We start from the raw sequence: 25822 nt of genomic DNA on the forward strand, positions 1-25822 counted from the left end.
GTGATTGAAACCGAAGACGCCCAGGGCCGACTGAAGAACCGTGCGCCGGTGGGCGTCGTCGATATCGGTTCGAACTCGGTGCGTATCGTCATCTACGAGGGCATGGTCCGGGCGCCGGCGGTCCTGTTCAACGAGAAGGTCTCGTGCGGGCTCGGCCGCGGCATCGCCCAGACCGGGCGCATGGACGACGCGGCCGTGGAGCGGGCTCTTGCCGCGCTGACGCGTTACCGCGCGCTTGCCGATCAGGCGCGCGTCTCCACCCTTTACGTGCTGGCGACCGCGGCCGCGCGCGAGGCCGAGAACGGTCCCGACTTCATCGCCCGGGCGCAGGCGATCCTGCGCAGCGAGATCCTGATCCTGACCGGCGCGGAGGAGGCACGCTATTCCGCCTTCGGCGTGGTTTCGGCGTTCCGCGCGCCCGATGGCATCGCCGGCGATCTGGGCGGCGGCAGCATCGAGATGGTCGACGTGCGCGACCAGACGATCGGCGACGGCGTCACCTTGCCGCTCGGCGGATTGCGGTTGCAGGACATGGCGGACAGTTCGATCCGCGAGGCCGAGAAGATCGCCCGCAAGCTGATCGCCGAGACAGATGTCATCTCCAGCGCGCGTGGCCGCACCTTCTACGCCGTGGGCGGCACCTGGCGCGCCATCGCCAAATTGCACATGGAGGAGACCGGCTATCCGCTGCGCGTCACGCACGGCTACGAGATCGCGCCCGACGCGGCGCTGAAATTCTGCAAGAAGCTGATCGACGGTGATCTCGAAAAGCTGCGCGGCATCCACCTCATCTCGTCCTCGCGAAGCGCCATGGTGCCCTATGGCGCCGTCGTGCTGGCCGAGATCATCCGCCAGATGAAGCCGCGCGCGATCGCGTTCTCGGCGCTTGGCGTGCGCGAGGGCTATCTGTTCGCACAACTCGACGAGGATGTGCGTCGCCGCGACGGCCTGATCGAGGCGGCCGACGAACTGGCCGTGCTGCGCTCGCGTTCGCCGCGTCACGCGCGCGAACTGGCGCGCTGGACCGGCGAGAGCTTTGCGGCCTTCGGCATCGACGAGTCGGTGGACGAAGCCCGCAACCGCGATGCGGCCTGCCGGCTGGCGGACATCGGCTGGCGCGCCCACCCCGACTACCGCTCGGCCCAGTCGCTGGCGATCATCGCCTATTCGAGCTTCATTCAGGTCAGCCACGAGGGGCGGGCCTTCATCGCGCTGGCCAACTATTTCCGCTACGAGGGGCTCAAGAACGACAGCCTGGCGCCGGAGATCCGCAAGCTGGTCTCCCAGCGCACATGGGAACGGGCCAAGTGCCTCGCCGCGTTCCTGCGCGTCGCTTATCTTTTCAGCGCCGCCATGCCCGGCATCATTCCCGAACTCGCCTGGAGGCGCAGCGACAACGGCGCCATGGAACTGGTCGTGCCCTCGCACCTTGCCGCGCTCGCGGGCGAACGGCCCGAAGCACGCCTGTCCCAGCTTTCCAAGGTGACCGGCGTCGACGTGACGATGGTTATTGCCGAGCCGCCGTCAGATCAACGCTCGCTATCCGCCGCTCGCTGAAGCCGAGCGCGATCTCGCCGTTCAGCAGCCGCAGCGCCTCGTCGCCGAACAGTTCGCGCCGCCAGCCGCGCATCGCCGGCACGTCGGCTTCTTCGCCATGCGCGGCGATCTGGTCGAGATGGTCCGAGGTGGCGATCACGCGCTGAGCGACATTGTACTTCTCGGCGGTCAGCTTGAGCAGCACCTTGAGCAGCTCGCTGGCCGCGCCCGCGCCCTCGGGCGCGTTCGGCGGACGCGGCACGGCCGGTAGGTCGTCTTTGTCCATCGCCTTGACCTGGGCGACAGCGTCAAGGATCGCCGCGCCGGTCGCCGAGCGCTCCATCCCCTTGTGCACGGTTCTCAGCCGCGACAGCGCCCGCTGGTCGGCCGGCCGCTGCTGGGCCGCCTCGTAGATCGCATCGTCCTTCAGCACGCGGTTGCGCGGCACGTCGCGCTCGCGCGCTTGCCGTTCACGCCAGGCCGCCAGCTTCTGCATGACCGCCAGTTCGGCCGGCTTGCGCACGCGCAGCTTGAGCCGTCGCCAGGCCTCTTCCGGATGGACCTCGTAGGTCGCCGGCGAGGTCAGCACCGCCATCTCCTCGGCCACCCAGTGCGCCCGGCCGCGCTCGTCGAGCATTGCCTTCAATCGCGCGTAGACGTCGCGCAAATGCGTGACGTCGGCGAGCGCGTAGGCGAGCTGCTTGTCGCTGAGCGGACGGAGCGCCCAGTCGGTGAAGCGCGAGGACTTGTCGATATGGGCGCCGGTCGTGCGCTTGACGAGCTGGTCGTAGGCGATCGCGTCACCGAAGCCGAGCACCATGGCGGCGACCTGCGTGTCGAAGATCGGATGCGGAATGCGGCCGCTCAGATGGTGGAAGATCTCGATGTCCTGCCGGGCGGCGTGGAAGACCTTGATGACGCTCTCGTCGTTGAGCAGGTCGAACAGCGGCGCCAGATCGATGCCGTCCGCCATCGGATCGATAAGCACGGCTTCGTCGGCACTGGCGATCTGGACCAGGCAAAGCACCGGCCAGAACGTCGTTTCGCGGACGAATTCGGTATCGATGGTAACATGATCGTGCGCGGCCATGCGCCGGCATGTGGCGGCCAGATCGTCCGTGGTCGTGATCGGGTCGGGAACGGTGTCGTGTGTGTCACTCATTGCGGCCGGTCAATAGACGAGGCCTCATCGCTTGTCGAACCGTTTCGCGCGTCGTTGCCGTTGTTGCCACGCGCCATCTTGGGGAACACGGGCGAAGTGCGCAGCAGCCACGAGAACGGCCCGCGCGATTCGGCCGGAACGGGGCCGCGCGCCCGCATGCGCCAGATCGTCACCACGATCAGCGCACCGTGCACGACGCTGGTGTAGGTGAACAGCGCGTTCGGACCGAACAATTCGACGACCGCCGAGGACAGGTAGGGACCGATCGAGGCGCCGAGCGAAAAGAAGAACATCAGCCCGGCGGCGACCATGACATGCTGGCCCGCCTTGGCGTGGTCGTTGGCGTGCGCCGCCGAAAGCGAATAGAGCGGCAACGCGAACGCGCCGAACAGGAAGATGCCCAGATAGTTCAGCGACGGGGACGTGCCGGCCATCGACGCCAGGAAAAGCCCGCTCGCGACGGCGCCGGCGGTGGTCACCAGAAGCACGGTGCGGCGGTCGAACCGGTCGGACAGATAGCCGAGCGGATATTGCAGCACCGCACCGCCCAGGATGCCCACGCTCATGAACACGGCGACGTCGGAGATCGACAGACCGATCCCCTCGGCATAGAGCGGGCCAATCAGCCGGAAGGCCGAATTGGTCGCGCCGATCGTTACGCAGCCGATGCAGGCGAGCGGCGACAGCGCCCAGATGCCCTTCAGATCGAAGCGGAACTCGGCCGGCGGTGTCGGGTTGGACCGGTCGGCGAGCGACACCGGCACAAGCGACAGCGTGATCATGAGGCACATGACGGCAAACAGCGTGAACCCGCCGGCGCCGAACGCCGGCAGCATGAACTGCGCACCGGTCACCGCGAAGATGTCGACGATCCGGTAGACCGCCAGCACGCGTCCGCGCGTTTCGTTGCGGACACCGGAATTGATCCAGCTCTCGATCGTCGTGAACAGGCCCGAAAAGCAGAAGCCGACGGCGAAGCGGATCAGCAGCCAGGCGATCGGATCGACGATGATCACCAGCAGCAGCGTTCCGGACGCCGTGATCGCGGCGAGCGCGGCAAAGGTGCGGATGTGGCCGACCGCGTTCAGCAGCCGCGTGATGTAGAGGCAGCCGAGCAGGAAGCCGACGAAGTAGGCGGTGCCGATCAGGCCGATCAGCGAGGTGGAAAAGCCCTCCTGCGCGCCGCGAATGGCGATCGCCGTGCCCTGCACGCCATTGCCCGCAAGCAGGATGCCTGCGGCGATGAAGAGGGGTATGAGGGGGCGGATGGCGTGCATGGGGACTCGGCTGAGTACGCTCACTATGCCGCCGCCGGCGCGCCCGTGCCAGTCCCGATTGCGACCTTCGCGGCGCCGATCCGTCGGCGCCTGACTTCGATCCGTGGGCGGGCGCCGTCCGCTGCTTGACAAACGCGGGTTCGCATGCGCTTTTCCGCGCGATTTTCCCGAACGATCCGCGCGGCCCGTTGCCGCCCAAGCCATCATCAAGAGGCCAGTCATGCACCGTTACCGCAGCCACACCTGTGGCGCCCTGCGCAAATCCGACGCCGGCTCGACCGCCCGGCTCTCGGGCTGGGTGCACCGGGTGCGCGACCATGGCGGCGTGCTGTTCATCGATCTGCGCGACCATTACGGCATCACCCAGATCGTCGCCGATCCCGACAGTTCCGCATTCAAGCTGGCCGAGACTGTCCGGTCCGAATGGGTCATCCGCGTCGACGGCGCGGTCAAGCAGCGCGATGCCGAACTGGTCAACGCCGAACTGCCGACCGGCGAGATCGAGGTCTATGCGCGCGAGATCGAGGTTCTGTCCAAGGCCGACGAACTGCCGCTTCCGGTGTTCGGCGAGCCCGACTATCCGGAGGACATCCGCCTCAGATACCGCTTCCTCGACCTGCGCCGGGAGACCCTGCACGCCAACATCGTCACGCGCACCAACGTCATCGCCTCGATGCGCCGGCGCATGACCGAGACCGGCTTCACCGAGTTCTCGACACCGATCCTGACCGCGTCGTCGCCGGAGGGTGCGCGCGACTTCCTGGTGCCCTCGCGCATCCATCAGGGCGAGTTCTACGCGCTGCCGCAGGCGCCGCAGATCTACAAGCAGCTTCTCATGGTCTCCGGTTTCGACCGCTATTTCCAGATCGCGCCGTGCTTCCGCGACGAGGACCCGCGCGCCGACCGGCTTCCGGGCGAATTCTACCAGCTCGATCTTGAGATGAGCTTCGTCGAGCAGGACGACGTGTTCGCGGCCATGGAGCCGGTGATCCGGGGCGTCTTCGAGGAGTTCGCCGACGGCAAGCCCGTGACGCCGGAGTTCCGTCGCATCCCCTATGACGAGGCGATCCTCAAATACGGCACCGACAAGCCGGACCTCAGGAACCCGATCATCATGGAGGACGTCTCCGAGCATTTCCGCGGCTCGGGCTTCAAGGTGTTCGCCAACATCCTCGCCAACGATCCGCGCGGCGCTGTCTGGGCGATCCCCGCGCCGACCGGCGGCAGCCGCGCCTTCTGCGACCGGATGAACTCCTGGGCGCAGGGGCAGGGGCAGCCCGGCCTTGGCTACATCTTCTGGCGCGAGGAAGGCGATGGCGTCGAGGGCGCGGGCCCGATCGCCAAGAACATCGGACCCGAGCGCACCGAGGCGATCCGCCTGCAGCTCGGCCTGAAGGCGGGCGATGCCTGCTTCTTCGCCGCCGGCGATCCGAGGAAATTCGCCGCCTTTGCCGGCGACGCGCGCACGCGCGCCGGCGAGGAACTGGAACTGATCGATCGCGACCGGTTCGAGCTGGCCTGGATCGTCGATTTCCCGTTCTTCGAATGGGACGAGGACGAAAAGCGCGTCGATTTCGGCCACAACCCCTTCACCATGCCGCGTGGCGGACTTGGCGCGCTGGAGAACGAGGATCCGCTGTCGATCAAGGCCTGGCAGTACGATCTTGTCTGCAACGGCTTCGAAATCGCCTCGGGCGGCATCCGCAACCATCTGCCCGAAGTGATGGTCAAGGCGTTCGGCATCGTGGGCCTCGACGCCAAGGTGGTCGAGGAGCGCTTCGGCGGCCTTTATCGCGCCTTCCACTATGGCGCGCCGCCCCATGGCGGCATGGCCGCCGGCATCGACCGCATCGTCATGCTGCTGGTGGGTGCGAAGAACCTGCGCGAGGTGACGCTGTTCCCGATGAACCAGCAGGCGCAGGACCTGCTGATGGGGGCGCCGGCGCCCGCCGAGCCCGCCCAGCTGCGCGAGCTCGGGCTGCGTCTTGCGCCGAAGGCGAAGGCGCAGGAGTAGGCCGGACCGGCCTTCAGCGAAACGCCTCTCCGGTCTGCCGACCTGAAAAAACCCGGCCGGGGCATGCCCGGCCGGGTTTGTCGTTTCCGTGTCCGGTCGCGATCACTCGTTGGCGGCGATCGAGACGGCCAGCACCTCGATCAGAGACTGCGGCGAGCTCATCGCCGCCGCCATCAGCTGGGCGACCGGGACCGAGCCGGTCGGCTCGGCCGACACGCGCAGCGACTGCGGATTGTCGAGGAACGCTCCGATCGCCGCGGTCGCCTCGGCGGCGAAGGAGGGGTTTTGAAGCTGCGCCAGCCCGACAGGCAGGATGCCCTTGGCCATCGCGATGACGCTCTCGCGGTTCATGCCCTGCTGCTCGCCGACGAAGTCGAGGATGCGGTTGGTCAGCGAATCGTCGGTCAGTTCGATGGTGATCTCGTTGATCTCGATCTGCTGCATCAGGCCGAGCATCGCCATGTTCATCGCCTCGGCATTGCCTTGCTGGCTCATCTGCGCCTGCATCTGCTGCATTGCGCCGACCATCTCGGCGGTGTAGCCGCCGATGTCGAAGCTCAGATCGAGCGCGGCCGCGTCATCGACGTCATAGACCATCTCGTCGAGCGTCAGCCGCCCCGATCCGGTGTCCCAGGAGCCTGACGAGGTGATGTTGCCGCGCAGTTCCTCGTAGCCGAGCGCGGTCATTGTCTGGCGTGCCTCGGCTTCCGGCAGGCGGGTCATGTCGGCGACCATGCCGTTGACCTGAAGGTCGAAATTCATCGTGCCGCCGGGCGTGTATCCGTCCGTCGACGTGGTCGCACCCTCCATCGAGAAGATCGTGCCCTGATCGTCCGAGACGGTCATGGCGCCGGCCTCGCCCGACTCGAACAGCCCCGAACGCAGGATCGGGTCGGTCACCTCGGGTCCGGCGATCAGATAGTTGCGAACCTGCCCGCCCTCGAATTCGACCGTCACGCCATCTTCGGTGCGCGAGATCGGGGCGATGGCGATGCGCTGGACCATGTAGGACCCGCCATCGGCTTCCGAAACGCCCTCAAGAACGAAATCGCCCAGTTCGAGCGCATCGGCCTCCGGCGCCGGCACGACCGACAGTCCCGAGATGGCCACGTCGTCACCATCGGTCTGCACGCCCTGCGCGTCCAGCTTGATGCCCTGCAGGGCCAGTTGCGCGGCGAGCCGCTCGAACACCTGCTGCCCGTCGACCTGGGCAAGGGCGGGAGCGGCGGTCAGGGCCAGCGCGAGCGCGACGGCCGAAGTGGAAATGGCAGGACGAAAACGGACCATGAAACTTTCCTTTTGCGTGAACCGATGATGCAGCATTCGCCGACGTAGCGCGCGCAGGCTGTGCGAAAACGCACACGCGCCGGAACCGTCGCGATCTAACGGTGCGAATCCAACACCAATATGGCAGTTTGGAAGGCCCGCGCGAAGCCCGCCCGTTTTCAACGGACTATGGGGTCCACCTTCCGCCGCAAATCGGCTATAGCCAAGGCCGGCTGAAGCACGGACGCGCCCGCTGGCCGTGCCGGTGCGAGTGACCCGAAAGAGCGACGACACGATGGCCTCACCCTTTTCTCCGAGCCGCGCGCCGCTGCGCTTGCTGCCCGCAATGGTCCTGACCGTGCTGGCGATGCTTCTGGTGGCGGTTCCAGGCGCACAGGCGATGAAGACCTATGACGGGCTGACCTATGCGCGCGGCCTGAAGCTCGACGTCCATGTGCCCTCCGACGTCCGGCGCGGCTTGTTCGCGCCCAAGCACCCGGTGGTTCTCTATGTCCATGGCGGCGGCTGGGTGAAGGGCGATCGCAAGCGCGTCTTCAACCAGCCCGAATGGCTGACCTCGCGCGGCTACGTCTTCGTCGCGATCGACTACCGGAAAGTGCCGCAGACGACGATCGACGGCCAGGTGCAGGACGTCACCGATGCGATCGCCTGGGTCCAGCGCAACATCCGCCGCTACAATGGGGACCCCAACCGCATCGTGCTGATGGGCCATTCGGCCGGCGCTCACCTGTCCGCGCTCGTCGCCGCGACCGGCAAGGCGCAGAGCCTGCGCGGCATCATCCCCAACGACGTGCAGGCCTACGACCTGCTCGCCTACGCGACCAAGCGCGGGTCGATCGGCTCAATGTTCGGCACCGCCTTCACCAACGAGCCGCCCAACTGGATCCGCTGGTCGCCATCGACCCACGCCAAGAAGAACGGCCGGCTGCCGCCGCATCTGATCCTCTATTCGCGCAGCCAGGGCGAGCGGCGCCGTTCGATCTCGATCGGCTATGCGAACCTCTTGAAGGGCCGGGGCACCGACGTGACCGTGTTTCATGGCACCGCCTATTCGCACGGGGCGATCGCCGCCCGGCTCGGCCGGCCCGGCGACAACGCCACCGAGGCGATCGAACGGTTCCTGGCGCGCGTGACGCGCTGATCGCGGATTCCGGGGCAGGGGCGAGGGCTTGGCACACTTCTTCATCACGGGCGCTGCGCGCGGCATAGGCCGGGCGCTTGCGAGCCAGGCTTTGCAGCGCGGGCGCGCGGTCACCGTCTCGGTGCGCGCCGCCTCCGATCTTTCGAAAGTTCCCGACGGGGTCGAGGCGGTCGTCTTCGATGTCCGCGACGATGCTGCCGTCGCCACCGTCGCCGCAGGCATCGATCGGCCGGTCGACGTGCTGGTCAACAATGCCGGCGTCATCGGCCCGGCCCGGCAGTCGACGCTGGACATGGATTTCGACGGCTTTGCCGAGACCCTCGCCATCAACACGCTGGCGCCGCTGCGCGTCTCGCAGGCGTTTCTTCCGCTTCTGCGCCGCAGCGACCGGCCACGCATCGTCACGATATCGTCGGCGATGGGACGGCTCAGCTACCAGAAGTCCGACCGGATCGCCTACCGCGCCTCGAAGGCCGCGGTGAACAAGGTCATGCAGGGGCTCGCGACCGATCTTCGGTCCGAGGGCATCGCCGTCCAGTGCGTTCATCCGGGCTGGGTGCGCACCGACATGGGCGGCCCGCAGGCCGACATCGATGTCGCCGAGAGCGCAGGCGGCATCCTCGACCGCGCCGAGGCGCTCGAATTGGTCGACACCGGAAGCTTCGTCAATTACGACGGATCGACAATCGATTGGTAGGCCGGTCATGAGCGAACCGTTTCCCGAGATCCACCCCGCAAAACGCATCGAGGCGCGCGTCGACGGCCTGTTCAGGGCCGACGGCGACAGTTTCGTGACCGCTCCGGTCGAGACGCTGGAACTGACCTTCGAAGGCGTGCCCGGCGACATCCATGCCGGCGTGACCCGCAAGTCGGGCAGCCGCGAGCCCTGGTACGAGCGCGGCACCGAAATGCGCAACGAGCGCCAGTTGACGATCGTCGCCCGCGACGAACTGGACACGGTCGCCGCCGACATGGAGATCGCCATGCTGGCGCCCGAATGGATCGGCGCCAACATGACGCTCGCCGGCGTGCCGATGCTGTCCATGCTGCCCGCGTCCACGCTTCTGTTCTTCGAGGGCGGGGCGACGGTGAAGGTCGACATGCAGAACGGCCCGTGCCGGATCGCCGGCGATTCGATCGCCCGGCATCTGGGCCGCGAGGGCGACCAGCACATCGCGCTCGGCTTTCCGAAGATCGCCAAGCGCCGTCGTGGCGTGGTCGCCTGGGTCGAAAAGCCCGGCACGGTCACGATGGGCGAGACGGTCCGCGTGCACCTGCCCGAACAGTGGGTCTATCCGCTGTGATCGGCCTCAGTCCCTCCCTTTGAGGGAAGCGCCTCGGACGGGCGCGTTCGAGGGTTCTTCAATATCCTCGTGCGGATCGAGCAGCCTTGTCGCCTGCCACTGGCGCAGCACGTCGTTGATGTCCTCGATCACGAAGAATCGCGCCGCGTCACGGTCGTAGCCGTCGGCGAGGAGGTTGTCGTAGTCGGTTCGCGTGTGCCGGATATGCGTGACCATCGCGAGCCACACGGCCCGGTCCGCCGGAAGGGCACGCATGTGCCGGCGTGCGACGAGCGCCTTGACGGCCAGCGCGTCCTCGAGCGGCATCATCGGCGCAAGGCTGGCCAGCGCCTTGGAGACCGCCGCCTGGCGCTTCGTCGTCATGGTCGCCGGGCCGATCCGCGACCGGCGGGCGTTTGCAGCCAGGTCGCAGTTTGATATTGCCGCCGCCGCCCGGTTGATATAAACATATCTTTATGTCTTTTTCGAACGACAACGCGACCCGCTTTTCGGCCGACGCGCTGGTGGAGCATCTGAAGTCGGCGGCCGAGCCGAGCCGGCTGCGCATGCTCAAGCTGCTGTCGGAGGCCGAGCTGACCGTTTCGGACCTGACCACGATCCTCGGCCAGTCGCAACCGCGCGTGTCACGGCATCTCAAGCTGCTGCTCGAGGCGCGGCTGATCCGCCGGCGCCAGGAGGGATCGTGGGCGCTGTTCCGGCTGGCCCATGACAGCCCGCAAGGGGCGCTGGCGGCCGATATCGTCGCCCGCATCGATCCCGCCGACCCCGAGTTGTCCCGCGACGCCGAACGGCTCGCCGACGTCAAGCGCAAGCGCCGCGACGAGGCCTCCGCCTATTTCAGCGCCAACGCCGAGAGCTGGGACGAGATCCGCTCGCTGCACGTGCCCGAGCCCGATGTCGAGGCGGCGATGCTGCGCATTGCGGGCGACCGCACCTTCAGCGCGATGCTGGACATCGGCACGGGCACCGGCCGGATGCTGGAACTGTTCGCGCCGCGCTGCCGTTCGGCGGTCGGCATCGACACCAACCGCAACATGCTCAACGTCGCCCGCGCCAATCTGGACGCGGCCGGTCTCGCCCATGCCGAGGTGCGCCTCGGCGATGTCGCCAACATGCCCGTCGCCCGCGACGCATTCGACCTTGTCACCATCCACCAGGTCCTGCATTTTCTCGACGACCCGGCGGCGGCGGTCGCGCAGGCCGCGCGCAGTCTCGCGCCCGGCGGCCGGCTGGTCATCGTCGACTTCGCTCCGCACGATCTCGAATTCCTGCGCGAGGAACACCAGCACCTTCGGCTGGGCTTCGACACGGCGACCGTCAACGGCTGGTTCGAGGCCGCCGGGCTGGACAATGCCCGCGCCGAGGCGCTCGCCGTCGATGGCGGCAAGGCCGAAGGGCAACTGACCGTGATGATCTGGGCCGCCGACGATCCGCGCATCCAGATCGCCGATGACAACCGGCCCGAAGCGGCCAAGACGGAGGCGGCATAACGCCATGCCAGGTAGCGTCTTTTCCAGAACCCAGCGCATGGCGCTGACCGGTGACATCCGCGTTTCCTTCGAGTTCTTCCCGCCCAAGACCGAGGCGATGGAAGCCACGCTCGCCGACACGATCGAGAAACTCGCCCCGCTGAGCGCCGATTTCGTCTCGGTGACCTACGGCGCAGGCGGCTCGACCCGCGAACCCACGCGCCGCACGCTCGCCCATGTGCAGAAGCAGGGCGGCATGGATGCGGCCGCCCACATCACCTGCGTGGGGTCGACGTGCGAGGAGACCGACGCCGTCGTCCGCGAGTTCACCGCCATGGGCATCAGGCGGTTCGTGGCGCTGCGGGGCGACCCGCAGACAGGCATGGGCACGCGCTACGTGCCGCATCCGGGCGGCTACGAGAACGCGGCTCACCTCGTCGCCGGCCTGAAGGCGTTCGGCGATCTCGACATCTCGGTCGCCGCCTATCCCGAAAAGCATCCCGAGAGCCCCGATTTCGCCACCGACATCGACATGCTCAAGCGCAAGGTCGACAATGGCGCCTCGCGTGCGATCACCCAGTTCTTCTTCGACAACGACACCTATGAGCGCTACGTCGAGCGGGCGCGCAAGGCGGGCATCTACGTGCCGATCGTGCCGGGCATCCTGCCGATCCACAATTTCAGGGCCGTTTCCAACTTCGCCGGCAAGTGCAGGACGCACATTCCGGCCTGGCTGGCCGAGCGCTTCGACGGCCTCGAAAACGATCCGAAGACCCATGCGCTGATCGCCTCGGCGATTGCCGCCGAGCAGGTGCTGGATCTGGTCGATCGCGGCGTGCGCGATTTCCATTTCTACACGATGAACCGGCCCGATCTCGTCTTCGCCGTATGCCGCCTGATCGGCATCCGCGAGGAAACCGTCGACGCCGCCGCCTGAGACGCGATCGTCCGAAAGGCTTCGGGCCCGACGCGCGTGTCATCACGCGTCGGGCCAGGGCGTTTCGATTGTGCGGAGATTACAGTATGCCGAACACCAAAGCGCCGACAAAGACAAAGGCTGCACACACAAGCACGACGTTCAAAGAGCGTGTCAGATCCATCGGGACCTCCTTGCGTATTACCCCGTTAATGTAGATTCTGTGACAGGGCGCGCAACACAAATCGTTGCTGCATCGCAACAGCCAGAGAGCAAAATTGTGCCGTTCTGGCACAAAGTTCCCGAAACAAAAGGGCGAATCGGCGCCCGCTTTCACCGTTCATGAAAGGCGCCGGCATGTGGAAATCGGTTGATTTTGCCGCATTGACGCGGCCGGGGCTCGGTCTACCTTCGGCGGTATGTCAGGCGGGAAAGGGAAGCCGGCCATGCCCAAGCTGATCCGTTTCGTGGTCCTCAATTCGATCGTCGGCATCCTGATCGGCTGGGCGATCGCCGCCGCCCTCCTGTGGATGAACGTATCGGGCCTCGGCGACATGTTCGTCCGGTCCGATTCCAAGCCGGTCATCCTGGCGCTGCTCGGCATCAGCTTCGGCGTCACGTTCGGCTTTGCCTATCTGAGCACCGCGGTGATGCTGATGCCCACCGGCAAGGACGATTTCGATCGGTTGTGAGACCTATCGCGTCGCCACTTCCAGCCAGTCGCGCCACTGGCCGCGGTCGCCGGCGAAGACGTTGATGTCGGTGTCGCCGTTCACGCCGGGGACCAGGCCCGTACCCGTATACTGCCAGAAGGCCCATTGCCGGCCCGGGTAGGTGACCTTCGGGTGCGCGGCGACCGAGCGCAGCCAGAACACCTCGTCGTCCATGTGCCCGGCTAGATTGTCCCGGTGGAAGTCGACCGTCGTGTAGATGATCGGCCGCTTGCCGTAGTGACGCTCGATCATGTCGAGAAAGACGCCCATCTCCTTGCGCACGGTCTGGGCGGGCGGACGGAACCGGCAGGTGGGAGATTTGGGGTTCCACTCCATGTCGAGCACGTGCGGCAGCGAGCCGCTCTCGCGCGGCACGTTGCGGATGAACCAGCGCGCCTGCTGTCGTGCGGACGTGCAGAAATAGAAGAAATGGTAGGCGCTGCGCGGCACGCCGGCGCGGCGGGCACCGTTCCAGTTGCGCATGAAGGCGTCGTCGAGCATGTCGCCGCCTTCGGTCGCCTTGATGAAGGCGAACTCGATGCCGGCGCGGCGCACGGTCTTCCAGTCGATCGCGCCCTGCCACTTGGATACGTCGATGCCGTGCACGGGAAAGCCGTGCGGCCCGCCGCCTTCCCAATCGTGCACCGGATCGGAGTCGCCGTAGCGCGGGGTCGCCGCCGCGTAGGACGCCTCGAGCGACTGCGTGAGCGCCGAATAGTCAACCTTGGTGCAGCCCGCGATGAAGAGAGCCATGATCGCGGCGAAGATCGGCCCGGCCAGTCGCGTCATGAGTAGGTCCATGTCCTATCGCCCCTTTCGGGTTTATACCGCGCGCCCGGCCGATTTCCACCCCTGCGCCCTCGTGCTTGACCATGGCGCGGGCGTCGTTAAACGCCGGTTAACCATGAAAGGAAGCCTCATGCGGATCGTGCGTCTCGTGTTGGCGGCCCTGGCCGTCCTCGTCCTCGGAGCCATCGTCTACCTGGTGGTCGCCCCGCCGGACCTGATCCGCATCGGCGCCAACTATTCGGCCAAGATCGTCTGCTCGAATTTCTTCCTCGCCGGCCGCGATCCGGACGAGGTGCTCGCCGTTGACGTGCAGGCGCCCGGCCATCCTCTGCTGCGCCTGATGCGGGTCGATGTCGACGACTCGGAAGGAACCGTGCGCGCCGGCCTGTTCGGAATTGCCGGCGGCGGCGTGGCGGTGAACCGGCCGGGCCGGGGATGCACGACCCTATCCGGTGGCGACCGAGATCGGCTGGCGGTGGTAGACGCCCCGCCGCAGGTCGCCGAACCGGCGCCGGATGTGCTCTGGCCCGAGGGCGGCCTGGTCGAGCCGGCGGACGATGCCGCGCTGGCCGTTGTGCTGGATGATCCCGCCCTCGTCGGCCCGGGCATGCGCGCCGTCGTGATCGTCAGGGACGGGCGCATCGTCGCCGAGCGATACGGCGACGGCTTCGGACCCGATACGCCGCTGCTCGGCTGGTCGGTGACCAAGACCGTGACCGCCGCGCTGATCGGCCGGGCCGTGCGCGAGGGGCACATGGAGGTCGCGCAGCCCGCGGACTTCGAAGGCTGGACCGATAGCGGCCGCGGCGCGATCACCATCGCCGACATGATGGGCATGGCGAGCGATCTTGCATGGAACGAGAGTTACGGCTCGGTCTCGGACGTTCTGCGCATGCTCTATCTGGAGCCCGACATGGCGGGGTTCGCCGCGTCCATGCCGCTCGACGCGGAGACATCGGCCGGGCCGGGCGAGGTGTTCGAATACTCCTCGGGCACAACGGTCATGCTGGCGCGGCAATGGATGGACGCGCTCGACGATCCGGCGATGGCGGCCGACTATCCGCGCACCGCGCTGTTCGGCCCGCTCGGCATGGCGAGCGCGGTGATGGAGATGGACGCGGCGGGCACGTTTGTCGGCTCGTCCTACATGTATGCGACGGCGCGCGACTGGGCCCGTTTTGGCCAGTTCATGGCGCAGCGCGGCGTCTGGAACGGCCGGTCGCTGCTGCCCGTCGGCTATGTCGACTGGATGGTCGACCCCCATCCGGCTTCGGGCGGCGAATATGGCCGCGGCCAGGTGTGGCTGCGGCCGGCCAATGCGTGGATGGGCGGGGACGATCCCGAACTGCCGGCCGACGGGTTCTACATGAACGGCCATGACGGCCAGTCGATCTCGGTGATCCCGTCGGAGGATCTGGTCGTCGTCCGGCTCGGGCTGACGCCTTCGGACCAGCGCTACAAGGTGGCCAACCTGATCGACGCCGTGATCGCGGCGACCGCCGAGTGAGGATCAGCTCAGCAGCATCCAGACGGCCACCAGCGCCAGCATCGCGCCGAAGACGAGATTGAGACGTCGTGCCTCGCCGGCGTCGCGAAAGCGTGCCGAGATCCTGTCGCCAAGCGCCGTCCAGGCGGTGAAGGCGACCAGATTGTTCAGCGTGAACAGCACGGAGATGGCAATGACGAGCGTCACCGCGCCGGTCGCGCCCGCCGGGATGAACTGGGTGAACATCGCCGCGATGATCACATAGGCCTTCGGGTTGAGCAGCAGCAGCACGGCCCCGTCGACGAAGCCGGCCGGGCGGGCTTCGGCCACGTGATCGAGCCGGCCGGCGCGCATCAGCTTCAGCGCCAGCCACAGAACGTAGGCCGAACCGGCATATTTGACGACCGTGAACAGCGCCGGCGACAGGTCGGCCGCGCGGGCGAAGCCAAGGCCGATCAGGGCCGTCACGATCACGGTCGCCACGTGATACCCCGCGCTCGCCGCAACTGAGCTTGCAAGGCCGAAGCGCGCGCCGTTGGCGGCGAAGAACATGTTGCCGGGCCCCGGTGAAAAGGCCAGCGGAAACAGAAAGACGATCAGCGCGATCGCGGTTTCGACGGTCATCGGCAGCTCCTTTGCCGCCAAGGATCTGCCGCGCATCGGCACCGCTCGCCACCCGATACTTGCCGGCCGGCCGGTCCGCCGGGCCGCAATGGAAAGCGCCCGCGCGACGGGATGATCGCGCGGGCGCTCCAGCGGCTGGTCGGGAGAAGGACGACAGATTACCAGCCGAACTGGAAGGTGGCGCCGGTCTGCCCGCCGGACTGGGTGACGTGGCCTTCGGTGCCTTCGCCGAACTGGAACAGCCCGTGCGCGTTGCCGTCGCCGTTCTGGGTCAGGGTGCCGGTGTGGCCGTCGCCGTCCTGGTGGACGATGCCCAGATTGCCCGCGCCGTTCTGGATCAGGCCGGCGGCGTTGCCGATGCCGTTCTGGCTGATCGAGCCGTTCTTGATGCCGTTGGCGATGGCATAGATGCCAAGGCCTGCGCGCATCGCCTTTTCGGCGTCGGCCGAGCCGGGCGCGATCGACACCGAGACCGAGCCGCCGGCATGGGCGGGGCCGGCCGGCAGGACGGCAGGGGCGGACAGGGCGAGGGCGGCGAGCGCGGCCTTGAGCGAGAATGTGTGAATGCGAGTCATGTCGGTTTCCTTCATGGTTTGTTGGGTCTGCCCCAATGGCTGATCCGACCATGCCGCGAGGCCGCTGAACCGGGTCGGAACCGGCCGTTCATCCGGCGTTAACCATGTTTGCATCGCGCCAACGCCGAACGCCCCGCCGGGAGGACGGGGCGTTCGCTGCGGTGGCGGGGTGGCGGGCAGGGCCGCCTTGCGTCAGATCCGGCCGCCGAGGCGCTCCTCGCAGGAGAAGCGTTCGCCACCGGCCTCCACGTCGAGCGTGACGTCGTAGGCGCCGCCGGCCGACAGCATCACCATGCCGAGCGTGGTCGGACCGCTCGGCCCCGCGTGAAAGCGCGAGCCCTGCGAGATGTTCGTGTTGCCGCCGGCGCCGGCGCTCTTGACGATGAACCGATAGCTGCCGTCCATCTCCGTGTCGGCGTGCATCAGGCCCGAGAGCTGGACCATGTTGCCGCGGTTCTCGGCGACGATTTCGCAGCGGACGGGATCGTCCGAGCTGGTGTCGCCGGCGATGGCCGAGCATCCGGTGGCCAGGCCCGCCGCGAGTATTCCGGCGGCTGCCATGAAGTGTTTGCGGGTCATGTCGGTCTCCTTTCGTACCGATGCGCCGGAGGTGGCCTCAGGCCCCTCCGGCGCGTTTGAAGGGGTCCGGTCCTTACGGGCAGGTCTGGACGAAGGCGGCGACGTTGCCGCTGCCGGCCTGTGCGACGTCGGCGTCGCAGCCATTGCCGACCTGCACGCCGGCGGCGACGTTGCCGTTGCCGTCCTGGGTCAGGATGGCGTTGTGGTTGTCGCCGAACTGGCCGACACCGCCGGCATTGCCGATACCCGACTGGCCGATCTGGGCATCATTGTTGAAGCCGCTCTGGCCGGTGGCGGCCTCGTTGCCGATGCCGAACTGTTCGGTGATGGCGTTGTTGAACGCGCCGTCCTGGAACACGCCCAGCTTGTTGGCGATGCCGGTCTGGCCGCCGCCGGCCGAATTGCCGAAGCCGAACTGGTCGATGGTCACGTCGTTGGCCATGGCCGGAGCGGCGAAAGCCGAAGCGATGGCGAGCGAAGCTGCGATGATGAGTTTGCGGGTCATTTTGGTCTCCTCAGACTTGGGTTTTTTGCGACGCCTTGAGCGGCGTTGACCCATGTCTAGGAGAAGCCGGCGGAACCCATGCTGAACCCGGTGTTCAGATTGCGTTCACCATGTCGGACGCTTCAGAGCGCGGTGCCCTTCATCGTCTCGGACAGCAGTCTGCGCAGCCGGTCGGCGTCGTCGCCGCCGAGGTCCTGCGTCAGGTCGGCGTTGATCTGGCCGACGAGGTCGAACAGCGCGGGCGCCAGCGCCAGCCCTTCTTCGGTCGCCGTGATCTGGTGCGCCCTGCGCGAGGTGGGATGTGCCTCGCGCGCGATCAGGCCGGCCTGTTCGAGCCCGTCGATCGCCCGGCTGATCGCATAGGCCGGCATGGCGAACCGCCGGCCGATCTCGGCCTGGGTCAGGCTGCCATGCTCGAGCACGGTCATCATGACCGCGAACTGCTGCAGGTTGAGCCCGTACTCGGCGAGGCGCGCGTTCATTGCATCGTCGAGCCGGCGGGCCAGCCTCTGGATCATCCAGCCGATCGAGGCCTCGCGGGTCTGTCTGGCGCGCATGCGTGTGTCCATAGCCGTTCAGTCGTCAAATTATCTCGCGAACACAATATTTGCAATTGCAACAATTGCGATTGCATGATAATGGAAGGACATCGCAATCGCCGGCCGCTTGCCGCCGGCACGCAGAAGGAGGCAGCGATGACATCCGTTTCAACCGCTCTGGCGCTGATGCTGGCAGGCATCGCCGCGCCCGCCTTCGCCCAGGAGGCGCCGACATTCGGCCGCGAGGTCGCCGAGCAGACCTTCGCGTCGATCGACGAGGAGGGCAGGGGCTACATCCACATGGGCGACATGGAGCGCTTCCGCGCGGGCATGTTCGCCGGCATGGACTATGACAACGATCTCAAGGTCACGTTCGAGGAGTTCTCGGCCTGGGACACCGGATTCGGCGAGGTCGCCGAGGAAGAGGGCAGGCCGGACGCCTTCATCACCGCGACCAAGATCGTTTTCAGCTTCTGGGACCGGAACGCCGACTTCGTGCTGACCGACGGCGAGATGCGCTCCTCGATCAATGCCGATTTCCAGCGCGCCGACATCGACGAGGACGGGCTGCTCTCGCAGGAGGAGTTCCTGCAGAGCTTCGGCATCATCGTCGCCATGCGCGCGGCCATCCGGCCCGACATCGACTATCGCGCCAATTGACGGCGCACGGCAAAGGAAACCCGACCATGTCCGCTCGCACCCAACCGATCCGTTACCACCCCGCGCTCGTCACGCTGCGTTGGCTGCTGGCATTGATGCTCGGCGTCGCCCTTGTCGCCGGCGGCCTGCTGCTCGAGAACACGCCCAACACCGAGCCTGACAAGATCTTCATGCTGCGGGCGCACATGTCGATCGGCGTGCTGATCCTGCTGCTGATGCTGGTGCGGCTTGTCGTGCGCACCCGTACCGCCAAGCCATCGCACGCCGTGACCGGCAACGCGCTGCTCGACAGGCTGAGCGTGATTACCCACTGGTCGCTCTACGCCGTTGCGATCGCGATGGCCGCGTCCGGCATCGCCCTTTCGATCGCGGCCGGGCTCGGCCCGATCGTCTTCGGCGGCTCGGGCGATCCGCTGCCGGCCGACTTCTGGGACTACGCCCCGCGCTATGCGCACTGGGTCCTTGCGAACCTGCTGATGGCGCTGATCGCGCTGCACGTCGCCGCGTTCGCCTGGCACCAGTGGGTCAAGAAGGACGGTCTGTTCCGCCGGATCTGGTTCGGCACCGGAAACTGAGCGCCGAGCCGCCGTCACGAAGGCGCCCGAGAAAAGAATAGGCCAGCGCCCTTGCGGGCGCTGGCCTCGATGTGACCGCGTGACTGGCCGCCTATTCCAGCACTTCGCCGGTCGGACGCGGCGTTTCGGCCGTCTCGGCGGGCAGCAGCGGCAGGGTCACTTCCGGCACCTCGCCTGTCAGCGCGTCGAGGAAGGCGACCACGGCATCGATCTCTTCTTCGGCCAGATCGGCGCCGAGCTGCGATTCGGCCATCACGACGACGGCGGTGCGCAGATCCCACACATTGCCCGAGTGGAAGTAGGGCGCGGTGACCGCGATGTTGCGCAGGGGCGAGGCGCGGAAGACATACTCGTCGTCCACCGTCGCCGTGACCTGGTAGCGGCCCTTGTCGTCGGGCGGCAGGATGTCGGCCCCTGGACGCTCGACGAGGCCGAACGGATAATAGCCGTTGCCGCCAAGGTTCACGCCCGAATGGCAGCTCGCGCAGCCCGCATTGATGAAGACCTCGAGTCCTTCGACCTGCTGTTCGGTCATCGCCGCGTCATCGCCGTTCAGCCAGGCATCGAAGGGCGCCGGCGTGATCAGCGTGGCCTGGAAGGCTTCGACCGCGCGGCCGAAATTGTCGAACGTTACCGGTTCGCCCTCTTCGGGGAAGGCGGCCTCGAACCAGTCGACATATTGCTGCATGGAATTGAGCGTGGCGAGCAGGTTCTCGGGCGTGTTGGCCATTTCGACGCCGGCTTGCACCGGACCCTTGGCCTGTTCGGCGAGATCAGCCGCCCGGCCGTCCCAGAACTGGGCCTCGTTGAAGACCGCGTTCAGAACCGTGGGCGCGTTGCGCGGGCCGGTCTGCCAGCCATGGCCGATCGAGGTCGGCATGTTGTCGTCACCGCCCGTCGCCAGGTTGTGACACGAGGCGCAGGAGAAGACGCCCGAAGACGACATGCGCGGATCGAAGAACAGCGCCTTGCCCAGTTCGACCTTTTCGGGCGTGACAGGATTGCCCTCCAGCGCCGGAAGGGTCGAGGGCACGGGATCGAAAATCTCGAGCGCCGTCTCGCGCAGCTCGTTGGCGTTTGCCGAGGCCGTCAGCGCCGCGGTGGCGACGGACAGCGCCAGGATGGAGCGAAAAAGGGATGCCATGATGACCTCGCTACGATTCGTCGGAGCGCACCGCGTTTCGATGCGCGCCCCACATTCCGTCGCGTCGTCCGAGGCGATCCTTGACGCAGGTCAAGGCATGCCCCCGTTTCGGCCCTTTTCGCGCCTTTCGAGCGCGGCCTACCCGGCTCCGTAGCCGCCTGGTGTCGGCGTCGTGACGATCACCGCTTCGCCCGCCTTCACCGAGGTCTGGTCCGCGTGCCTGAGCTCTTCGAGCGTGCCATCGAGGCGCCTGATCTCGGTCTTGCCGAGCTGCCCGTCGCCGCCGCCATCGAGCCCCTTGGGCGGCACAGTGCGATGCGAGGAGACGATGGCGCACTCCATGTCCTCGAGAAAGCGCAGTACGCGCCGTGTGCCGTCGCCGCCCCGGCAGGCGCCGCCGCCGCCCGAGCCGCGGCGGATCGAGAACTCCTCGACGACGATCGGATAGCGCATCTCGAGCACTTCGGGATCGGTCATCCGCGTGTTGGTCATGTGCGTGTGGACACCCGAGGCGCCGGCGAACGGCCGGCCATCGTTCATCACGCCCGCCGGCGCGCCCGAGCAGATCGTCTCGTAATTCTGGTGGCGGGCATTGCCGTAGGTCAGGTTGTTCATCGTGCCCTGCGCGTTGGCGACCGCGCCAAGCGCCTGCAGCAGGCAGTTCGTGACGTGCTGGCTGGTCTCGGTGTTGCCGGCGACGACGGCGGCCGGATAGGCCGGCTTGAGCATCGAGCCGTCCTCGATGACGATGTTGATCGGCTTAAGACACCCCGCATTCATCGGGATCGGCCCTTCCACCATCAGCCGGAACACATAAAGCACGGCGGCGCGGGCGACCGGCTCGGGCGCGTTGAAATTGTTCTTCTCGACCGGCGAGGTGCCGGTGAAGTCGACGGTCGCCTCGCGCTTGTTACGGTCGACCGAGATGCGCACCTTGATCTGCTGGCCGGTATCGGTCGGATAGGTCGCCTCGCAATCGCTCAGCCGGTCGATCACGCGGCGCACGCTTTCCTCGGCATTGTCCTGCACGTGCCGCATATAGGCTTCGACGACCGGCAGGGTGAAATGGCCGACCATCTTGCGCAGTTCGGCGACGCCCTTCTCGTTGGCCGCCACCTGAGCGACGATGTCGGCAAGGTTTTGCCTGGGATTGCGCGCCGGGTAACGATGATCTGTCATCAGGTCGAGAAAGGCGTCCTCGCGCAGCGTGCCCTCGTCGACCAGCTTGAAATTGTCGATCAGCACGCCTTCCTCGTCCACATGGGTGGCGCGCGGCGTCGCCGAGCCCGGCGCCATGCCGCCGACATCGGCATGGTGCCCGCGCGAGGCGACGAAGAAGAGGATGCGCGGAGTTTCTCCCTCCCCCTTGAGGGGAGGGTGGACCGGCGCATCAGCGCCGGGACGGGTGGGGGGGTCGGGTTCGGCGCCGGGTCCCCCACCCCGCTGCTGCGCTTCGCTTGCAGCGACCCTCCCCTCAAGGGGGAGGGAGGCTGCCCCCTCCCTGAACACCGGCGTCACCACCGTGATGTCCGGAAGGTGCGTGCCGCCATTATAGGGCGCGTTGAGCGCGAACACGTCGCCGGGCTTCATGTCCGGGTTCTGGCGGATGATCGATTCCACCGACCGGTCCATCGAGCCAAGATGCACCGGCATGTGCGGCGCGTTGGCGACCAGCGCGCCGGTGGCATCGAACACCGCGCAGGAGAAATCCAGCCGCTCCTTGATGTTGACCGACGAGGCTGTGTTGGCGAGCGTCACGCCCATCTGCTCGGCGATCGACATGAAAAGGTTGTTGAACACTTCGAGCATGACCGGGTCGGCCTTGGTGCCGATCGGCGCGACGGCCGGCCGCGCCGCGATCCGGCGCATCACCACCGTGTCGCGCATCGTCACCTGCGCTTCCCAGCCCGGCTCGACGATGATGGTCTGGTTTTCCTCGACCAGGATCGCCGGACCGGCCACACGCGCGCCCGGTCCCACCTTGCCCTGATCGCGACGGTAGACGCCCGCCTCCCGCCATTGGCCGCCCGAGAACATCCGGCTCGTGCGGGCGGGTTCCGGGCGGTGCTCGGGGGCGTCCTGCGCTTCGAGGGGAGGGGTGTTGTCGGTCGAATCCTCGCCCTCGAGCCCCACCGCCTCGACCACCAGCGCGCGCCCCGGCGTAATGAAGCCGAACTGTGCCTTGTGCGCGGCCTCGAACGCGGCGCGCGCCGCTTCCATGTCCGCGCCGTCATAGGGAACCTCGAGCGCCGTATCGGTGCCGTCATAGCGGATATGCAGGCTCGCGCGGGTTTCGATCGCATCGCTGGCGACGCCCTGCGATTGCAGCTCTTCCTCAACCTCTTCCCGCAAGCGATTCAGAAGACTCCGGATTTCCGCCTTCGTGCCGTCTTCAAGTGGTTTGACAAGTGCGTGCTGTCTTGACGCGAAGGTCTTCGACAGCCCGATCCCGTACGCCGACAGTAGGCCCGACAGCGGATGGATCAGCACCGCGTCCATCCCCAGCGCATCGGCGACCAGGCACGCATGCTGCCCGCCGGCGCCGCCGAAACAGTTCAGCGCATACTCGGTCACGTCGTAGCCGCGCTGCACCGAGATCTTCTTGATCGCATTGGCCATGTTCTCGACGGCGATGGTCAGGAAGCCCTCGGCCACTTCCTCGGGAGAGCGCCCGTCGCCGATCGTTTCGGCCATCTCGGCGAACCTCTCGCGCACGATATCGGCGTCGAGCGGCTCGTCCCGCCCCGGCCCGAAGATCGCCGGAAAGAAGGCCGGATCGAGCTTTCCGGTCATAACGTTTGCGTCGGTGACGGTCAGCGGCCCGCCGCGCCGGTAGCAGGCCGGCCCCGGATTGGCACCGGCGCTGGCCGGTCCGGCCTGGAAGCGCTTGTCCTCATATTTCAGGATCGAGCCCCCGCCGGCGGCGACCGTGTGGATGTCCATCATCGGCGCGCGAATGCGCACGCCGGCCACCTCTGTCTCGAAGGCGCGCTCGTAGTCGCCGGCGAAATGGGCGACGTCGGTGGACGTGCCGCCCATGTCGAAGCCGATCACCTGATCGAACCCCTCGGCGCGCGCGGTCTCGATCATGCCGACGACACCGCCGGCCGGGCCCGACAGGATCGCGTCCTTGCCCTGGAAGGTCTCCGCCGCGGTCAACCCGCCTGAGGACATCATGAATTGCAGGCGGGTTCCCGGCTGCCCCTCATCCGACCCCTCGCTTTGCTCGGGCCCACCTTCTCCCCGCGTGCGGGGAGAAGGGGAGGTGCTGACGTTTGCCTCCTCGACCAGCCGATCGGGAGCAGAAGCCGAGGTCTCCCTCTCCCCGCCCAGGCGGGGAGAGGGTGAGGGTGAGGGGCTATCGACGCCGATCCCCAGTTCATCCGCCACCTGTTCGACATAGCGGCGCAGGATCGGCGACAGGTAGGCATCGACCACCGTCGTGTCGCCGCGTCCGACGAGTTTGGCGAGCGGCGATACCTCGTGGCTGACGGAAACCTGCGCAAAGCCCATCTGGCGCGCGAGCTCGGCGGCCGCCCGTTCGTGCGCCGGATGCGCCCAAGCGTGCATGAAGGCGATGGCGACCGCATCGATACCCGCTTCGCGCGCCGCCGTCAGGCCGGGCCGCAGCCATTCGGGATCGAGCGCGTGTTCGACCGTGCCATCGGCCAGCACGCGCTCGGGCACCTCGATCACGTGCTCATAGAGCTGTTCGGGCAGCACGATCTGCTTGGCGAAGATGTCCGGGCGGGCCTGGTAGGCGATGCGCAGCGCATCGCCGAACCCGCGCGTGATGAGAAGAAGCGTCCGGTCGCCCTTGCGTTCGAGCAGCGCGTTGGTCGCGACCGTGGTGCCCATCCGCACTGTGCGCACCAGGCCAGGCGGCAGCGGCGCGCCCTGCTCGAGCTTCAGAAGATCGCGAATCCCCTGCACCGCCGCGTCGCGATAGGCCTCGGGGTTCTCGGACAGAAGCTTGTGTGCGTGCAGCGCGCCGCCCGGATCGCGGCCGATCACGTCGGTGAAGGTGCCGCCCCGGTCGATCCAGAAATCCCACTGCCCGTTCGTCATCGCCAACTCCCTTGCACCGCACCGTCATGGCCGAATTCGCCGCCACCGGCAACCGACCACGGAGCGCCGTGATTGACGTTACGTCAGCCGTGTCGGGCCGCATGGTTTCGACACAATTGGGCGCGACCACGCCCCCGCGACCGCCCATGCGGCGATGGCCAATGGCCCAAAGGAGAAGACGAAAATGAAGAAATGGCTCGTTTCATCTGTCAGCGTGCTGGCCCTGCTGACGCTTGCCGCCTGCGGCGGTGAAGACGAGGAGGCGGCCCGGACACCCGCCGAAACGACGACCGAACAAGCCTCCGAGCCCGCCCCCGCCGAAACGGAGAGCGAGGTCGAACGCGAGGTGGGCGAGGCCGGTGACGCGATCGGCGATGCCGCGCGCGAGACCGGCGAGGCGGCCCGGGCGGCGACCGAGGAGGCCGGCGAGACGCTTCGTGACATGGCCGGAACGGCGAATGAGGCGGCGCAGGGCGCGGGCGAGACGGCGTCGCGCCTGCGCAATGATGCGGAAGAGGCCGCGGGGCAGGCGGCCGAGGGCGCGCGCCAGCTCGCCGACGATGCCGCGAGTGCGCTCGAGGATGCGGCGAACGGGCTTTCCGGAGCCGCCGATGGCGCCGGCGCGGCCGAAACGGCCGAGAACGCGCTTGCCGCCGCCGGCCTTGCCGGTCCGCTTGCGGGCACGCGCTGGGCATGGGCCGACGCCGATGGTGCTTTCGTCGCCTTCCGGGCGAGCGAGATCTCCGGCAATTCGGGCTGCAACAGCTTCACCGGCACGTTCGAGGCCGGCGAGGAGGGCGCGCTGGAAATCGGCCCGCTGGCCTCGACCCGCATGGCGTGCGCCGAAGCGGTGATGGCCGCCGAGGCCGAGTTCCTGGAAGCCCTGCAATCGGCGTCGGCCTACGCGATCGATGGCGACACGCTGACCCTGTCCGATGCCGACGGCAATGCCGTGCTCGTGCTGGACCGAGCTGCCGCCGAGTAGGGCCGCGCGCGGACGCTGCGCTTCACGCGGGCCTACGCGGCGAAACACGGATTGATCGCACTGATGGGACGGCCGGCAACCTTTGCCGGCCGGCCACGTTGGGTGGTTCGAAACACGGCGCCAACGGGCGTCGCCAGCAGGAGGACCACCCGATGCGCAAGCTCATGACCGCCGCCGCCGCGGCCGCCCTGATCGCACTGGCCGGTTGCGGCGAAGAGGCCGCCGAGAACGATGCCAACGAGGAACTCGGCCAGACGACCGAGGAAGTCGAGGATGCGGTGAACGAGTCCGCTCCGGCCGGCGTCGATTCGGACGAGACGGGCGACAATCTCGATGGCCCGAACGCCGAAATCGAAACCGACGCCGAAGCCGATCCCGAAACGGATACGGAAACCGAGCTCGAAACCGAGACGGACGCCGAAACGGACGACGACACGCAGAACTGACGCGCGGTCGTTCCGGGGCCGTCCAGGC

At 67.2% G+C, this 25822-nt stretch carries 25 protein-coding genes; 13 read left to right on the forward strand and 12 right to left on the reverse strand.

Going from position 1 to position 25822, the window contains the following annotated elements; genetic code table 11:
- Positions 1–1557 carry an exopolyphosphatase gene (ppx, locus tag E0E05_RS06705; protein ID WP_131616016.1) on the forward strand — a complete coding sequence of 519 codons (1557 nt, stop codon included), beginning with the start codon at positions 1–3 and terminating at the stop codon, positions 1555–1557.
- On the opposite strand, the gene rnd is transcribed toward ppx, so the two are convergent.
- Both rnd and E0E05_RS06715 read right to left on the reverse strand, forming a co-directional pair.
- A complete protein-coding gene (rnd, locus tag E0E05_RS06710; RefSeq protein ID WP_131616017.1) occupies positions 1508–2698 on the reverse strand; it encodes a ribonuclease D in 1191 nt (396 codons plus the stop codon). The two genes, ppx and rnd, sit on opposite strands and share 50 nt — an antisense overlap.
- On the reverse strand, positions 2695–3975 hold the full coding sequence (locus E0E05_RS06715) for an MFS transporter (RefSeq protein ID WP_131616018.1): 1281 nt from the start codon (positions 3973–3975) through the stop codon (positions 2695–2697). Before E0E05_RS06715 ends, rnd begins: the two co-directional genes overlap by 4 nt.
- A 220-nt stretch (positions 3976–4195) precedes the next feature.
- On the opposite strand from E0E05_RS06715, the gene aspS reads away from it, so the two are divergent.
- Complete coding sequence (aspS, locus tag E0E05_RS06720) at positions 4196–5989, forward strand: aspartate--tRNA ligase (RefSeq protein ID WP_131616019.1); 1794 nt, start codon at positions 4196–4198, stop codon at positions 5987–5989.
- 102 nt (positions 5990–6091) lie between these two features.
- On the opposite strand, the gene E0E05_RS06725 is transcribed toward aspS, so the two are convergent.
- Positions 6092–7276: a hypothetical protein gene (locus tag E0E05_RS06725; protein WP_131616020.1), complete on the reverse strand. Its 1185-nt coding sequence runs from the start codon at positions 7274–7276 to the stop codon at positions 6092–6094.
- A 274-nt stretch (positions 7277–7550) separates the two neighbouring features.
- Between E0E05_RS06725 and E0E05_RS06730 the strand changes: the two genes are divergently transcribed.
- The 3 genes from E0E05_RS06730 to E0E05_RS06740 are packed head-to-tail and all read left to right on the forward strand — an operon-like array spanning position 7551 to position 9721.
- Entirely contained in the window at positions 7551–8417 is an 867-nt protein-coding gene (locus E0E05_RS06730; protein ID WP_131616021.1) for an alpha/beta hydrolase, read from the forward strand.
- Positions 8418–8445: 28 nt separating this feature from the next.
- Entirely contained in the window at positions 8446–9114 is a 669-nt protein-coding gene (locus E0E05_RS06735; RefSeq protein WP_131616022.1) for an SDR family oxidoreductase, read from the forward strand.
- A gap of 7 nt (positions 9115–9121) precedes the next feature.
- The gene (locus E0E05_RS06740; protein ID WP_131616023.1) at positions 9122–9721 is read left to right on the forward strand and encodes an MOSC domain-containing protein; all 600 of its coding nucleotides are present in this window, start codon (positions 9122–9124) and stop codon (positions 9719–9721) included.
- A gap of 6 nt (positions 9722–9727) precedes the next feature.
- Here E0E05_RS06740 and E0E05_RS06745 read toward each other — a convergent pair whose 3' ends face one another.
- Positions 9728–10084: a DUF2293 domain-containing protein gene (locus tag E0E05_RS06745; protein ID WP_131616024.1), complete on the reverse strand. Its 357-nt coding sequence runs from the start codon at positions 10082–10084 to the stop codon at positions 9728–9730.
- A 92-nt stretch (positions 10085–10176) separates the two neighbouring features.
- Between E0E05_RS06745 and E0E05_RS06750 the strand changes: the two genes are divergently transcribed.
- From E0E05_RS06750 to E0E05_RS06760, 3 genes are all read left to right on the forward strand, one after another.
- Positions 10177–11211: an ArsR/SmtB family transcription factor gene (locus tag E0E05_RS06750; protein ID WP_131616025.1), complete on the forward strand. Its 1035-nt coding sequence runs from the start codon at positions 10177–10179 to the stop codon at positions 11209–11211.
- Between the two features lie 37 nt (positions 11212–11248).
- A complete protein-coding gene (gene metF / locus E0E05_RS06755; protein ID WP_131617930.1) occupies positions 11249–12127 on the forward strand; it encodes a methylenetetrahydrofolate reductase [NAD(P)H] in 879 nt (292 codons plus the stop codon).
- A 425-nt stretch (positions 12128–12552) separates the two neighbouring features.
- Positions 12553–12798 (forward strand): hypothetical protein, encoded by a 246-nt coding sequence (locus E0E05_RS06760; protein ID WP_131616026.1) that lies wholly within the window; start codon positions 12553–12555, stop codon positions 12796–12798.
- A gap of 3 nt (positions 12799–12801) precedes the next feature.
- On the opposite strand, the gene E0E05_RS06765 is transcribed toward E0E05_RS06760, so the two are convergent.
- A complete protein-coding gene (locus E0E05_RS06765; RefSeq protein ID WP_131617931.1) occupies positions 12802–13608 on the reverse strand; it encodes a glycoside hydrolase family 25 protein in 807 nt (268 codons plus the stop codon).
- A gap of 115 nt (positions 13609–13723) precedes the next feature.
- Between E0E05_RS06765 and E0E05_RS06770 the strand changes: the two genes are divergently transcribed.
- Positions 13724–15115, forward strand: coding sequence for a serine hydrolase domain-containing protein (locus tag E0E05_RS06770; RefSeq protein ID WP_210215771.1), 1392 nt, complete (start codon positions 13724–13726; stop codon positions 15113–15115).
- A gap of 3 nt (positions 15116–15118) precedes the next feature.
- Here the strand turns inward: E0E05_RS06770 and E0E05_RS06775 are convergent, their stop codons facing one another.
- From E0E05_RS06775 to E0E05_RS06795, 5 genes are all read right to left on the reverse strand, one after another.
- Positions 15119–15718 carry a LysE family translocator gene (locus E0E05_RS06775; protein WP_131616028.1) on the reverse strand — a complete coding sequence of 200 codons (600 nt, stop codon included), beginning with the start codon at positions 15716–15718 and terminating at the stop codon, positions 15119–15121.
- Between the two features lie 158 nt (positions 15719–15876).
- Complete coding sequence (locus E0E05_RS06780; RefSeq protein WP_192900451.1) at positions 15877–16293, reverse strand: curlin; 417 nt, start codon at positions 16291–16293, stop codon at positions 15877–15879.
- A 192-nt stretch (positions 16294–16485) separates the two neighbouring features.
- A complete protein-coding gene (gene csgH / locus E0E05_RS06785) occupies positions 16486–16872 on the reverse strand; it encodes a curli-like amyloid fiber formation chaperone CsgH (RefSeq protein WP_131616029.1) in 387 nt (128 codons plus the stop codon).
- 73 nt (positions 16873–16945) lie between these two features.
- Entirely contained in the window at positions 16946–17377 is a 432-nt protein-coding gene (locus E0E05_RS06790; RefSeq protein WP_131616030.1) for a curlin, read from the reverse strand.
- A 122-nt stretch (positions 17378–17499) separates the two neighbouring features.
- Positions 17500–17934 carry a MarR family winged helix-turn-helix transcriptional regulator gene (locus tag E0E05_RS06795; protein ID WP_158629291.1) on the reverse strand — a complete coding sequence of 145 codons (435 nt, stop codon included), beginning with the start codon at positions 17932–17934 and terminating at the stop codon, positions 17500–17502.
- Between the two features lie 138 nt (positions 17935–18072).
- Here E0E05_RS06795 and E0E05_RS06800 point away from each other — a divergent pair, with 138 nt between their 5' ends.
- Both E0E05_RS06800 and E0E05_RS06805 read left to right on the forward strand, forming a co-directional pair.
- Positions 18073–18576 carry an EF-hand domain-containing protein gene (locus tag E0E05_RS06800; protein ID WP_131616032.1) on the forward strand — a complete coding sequence of 168 codons (504 nt, stop codon included), beginning with the start codon at positions 18073–18075 and terminating at the stop codon, positions 18574–18576.
- Positions 18577–18602: 26 nt separating this feature from the next.
- Positions 18603–19151 carry a cytochrome b gene (locus E0E05_RS06805; RefSeq protein ID WP_131616033.1) on the forward strand — a complete coding sequence of 183 codons (549 nt, stop codon included), beginning with the start codon at positions 18603–18605 and terminating at the stop codon, positions 19149–19151.
- 91 nt (positions 19152–19242) lie between these two features.
- On the opposite strand, the gene E0E05_RS06810 is transcribed toward E0E05_RS06805, so the two are convergent.
- Both E0E05_RS06810 and E0E05_RS06815 read right to left on the reverse strand, forming a co-directional pair.
- Positions 19243–20295, reverse strand: coding sequence for a cytochrome-c peroxidase (locus tag E0E05_RS06810; RefSeq protein ID WP_131616034.1), 1053 nt, complete (start codon positions 20293–20295; stop codon positions 19243–19245).
- 138 nt (positions 20296–20433) lie between these two features.
- On the reverse strand, positions 20434–24363 hold the full coding sequence (locus E0E05_RS06815; protein WP_131616035.1) for a hydantoinase B/oxoprolinase family protein: 3930 nt from the start codon (positions 24361–24363) through the stop codon (positions 20434–20436).
- Positions 24364–24547: 184 nt separating this feature from the next.
- On the opposite strand from E0E05_RS06815, the gene E0E05_RS06820 reads away from it, so the two are divergent.
- Entirely contained in the window at positions 24548–25348 is an 801-nt protein-coding gene (locus E0E05_RS06820; protein ID WP_131616036.1) for an META domain-containing protein, read from the forward strand.
- 152 nt (positions 25349–25500) lie between these two features.
- Complete coding sequence (locus E0E05_RS06825; RefSeq protein ID WP_131616037.1) at positions 25501–25794, forward strand: hypothetical protein; 294 nt, start codon at positions 25501–25503, stop codon at positions 25792–25794.
- Positions 25795–25822: the final 28 nt, after the last annotated feature.

The sequence above is a fragment of the Roseitalea porphyridii genome, assembly GCF_004331955.1.
Taxonomy (GTDB): Bacteria; Pseudomonadota; Alphaproteobacteria; order Rhizobiales; family Rhizobiaceae; genus Roseitalea; species Roseitalea porphyridii.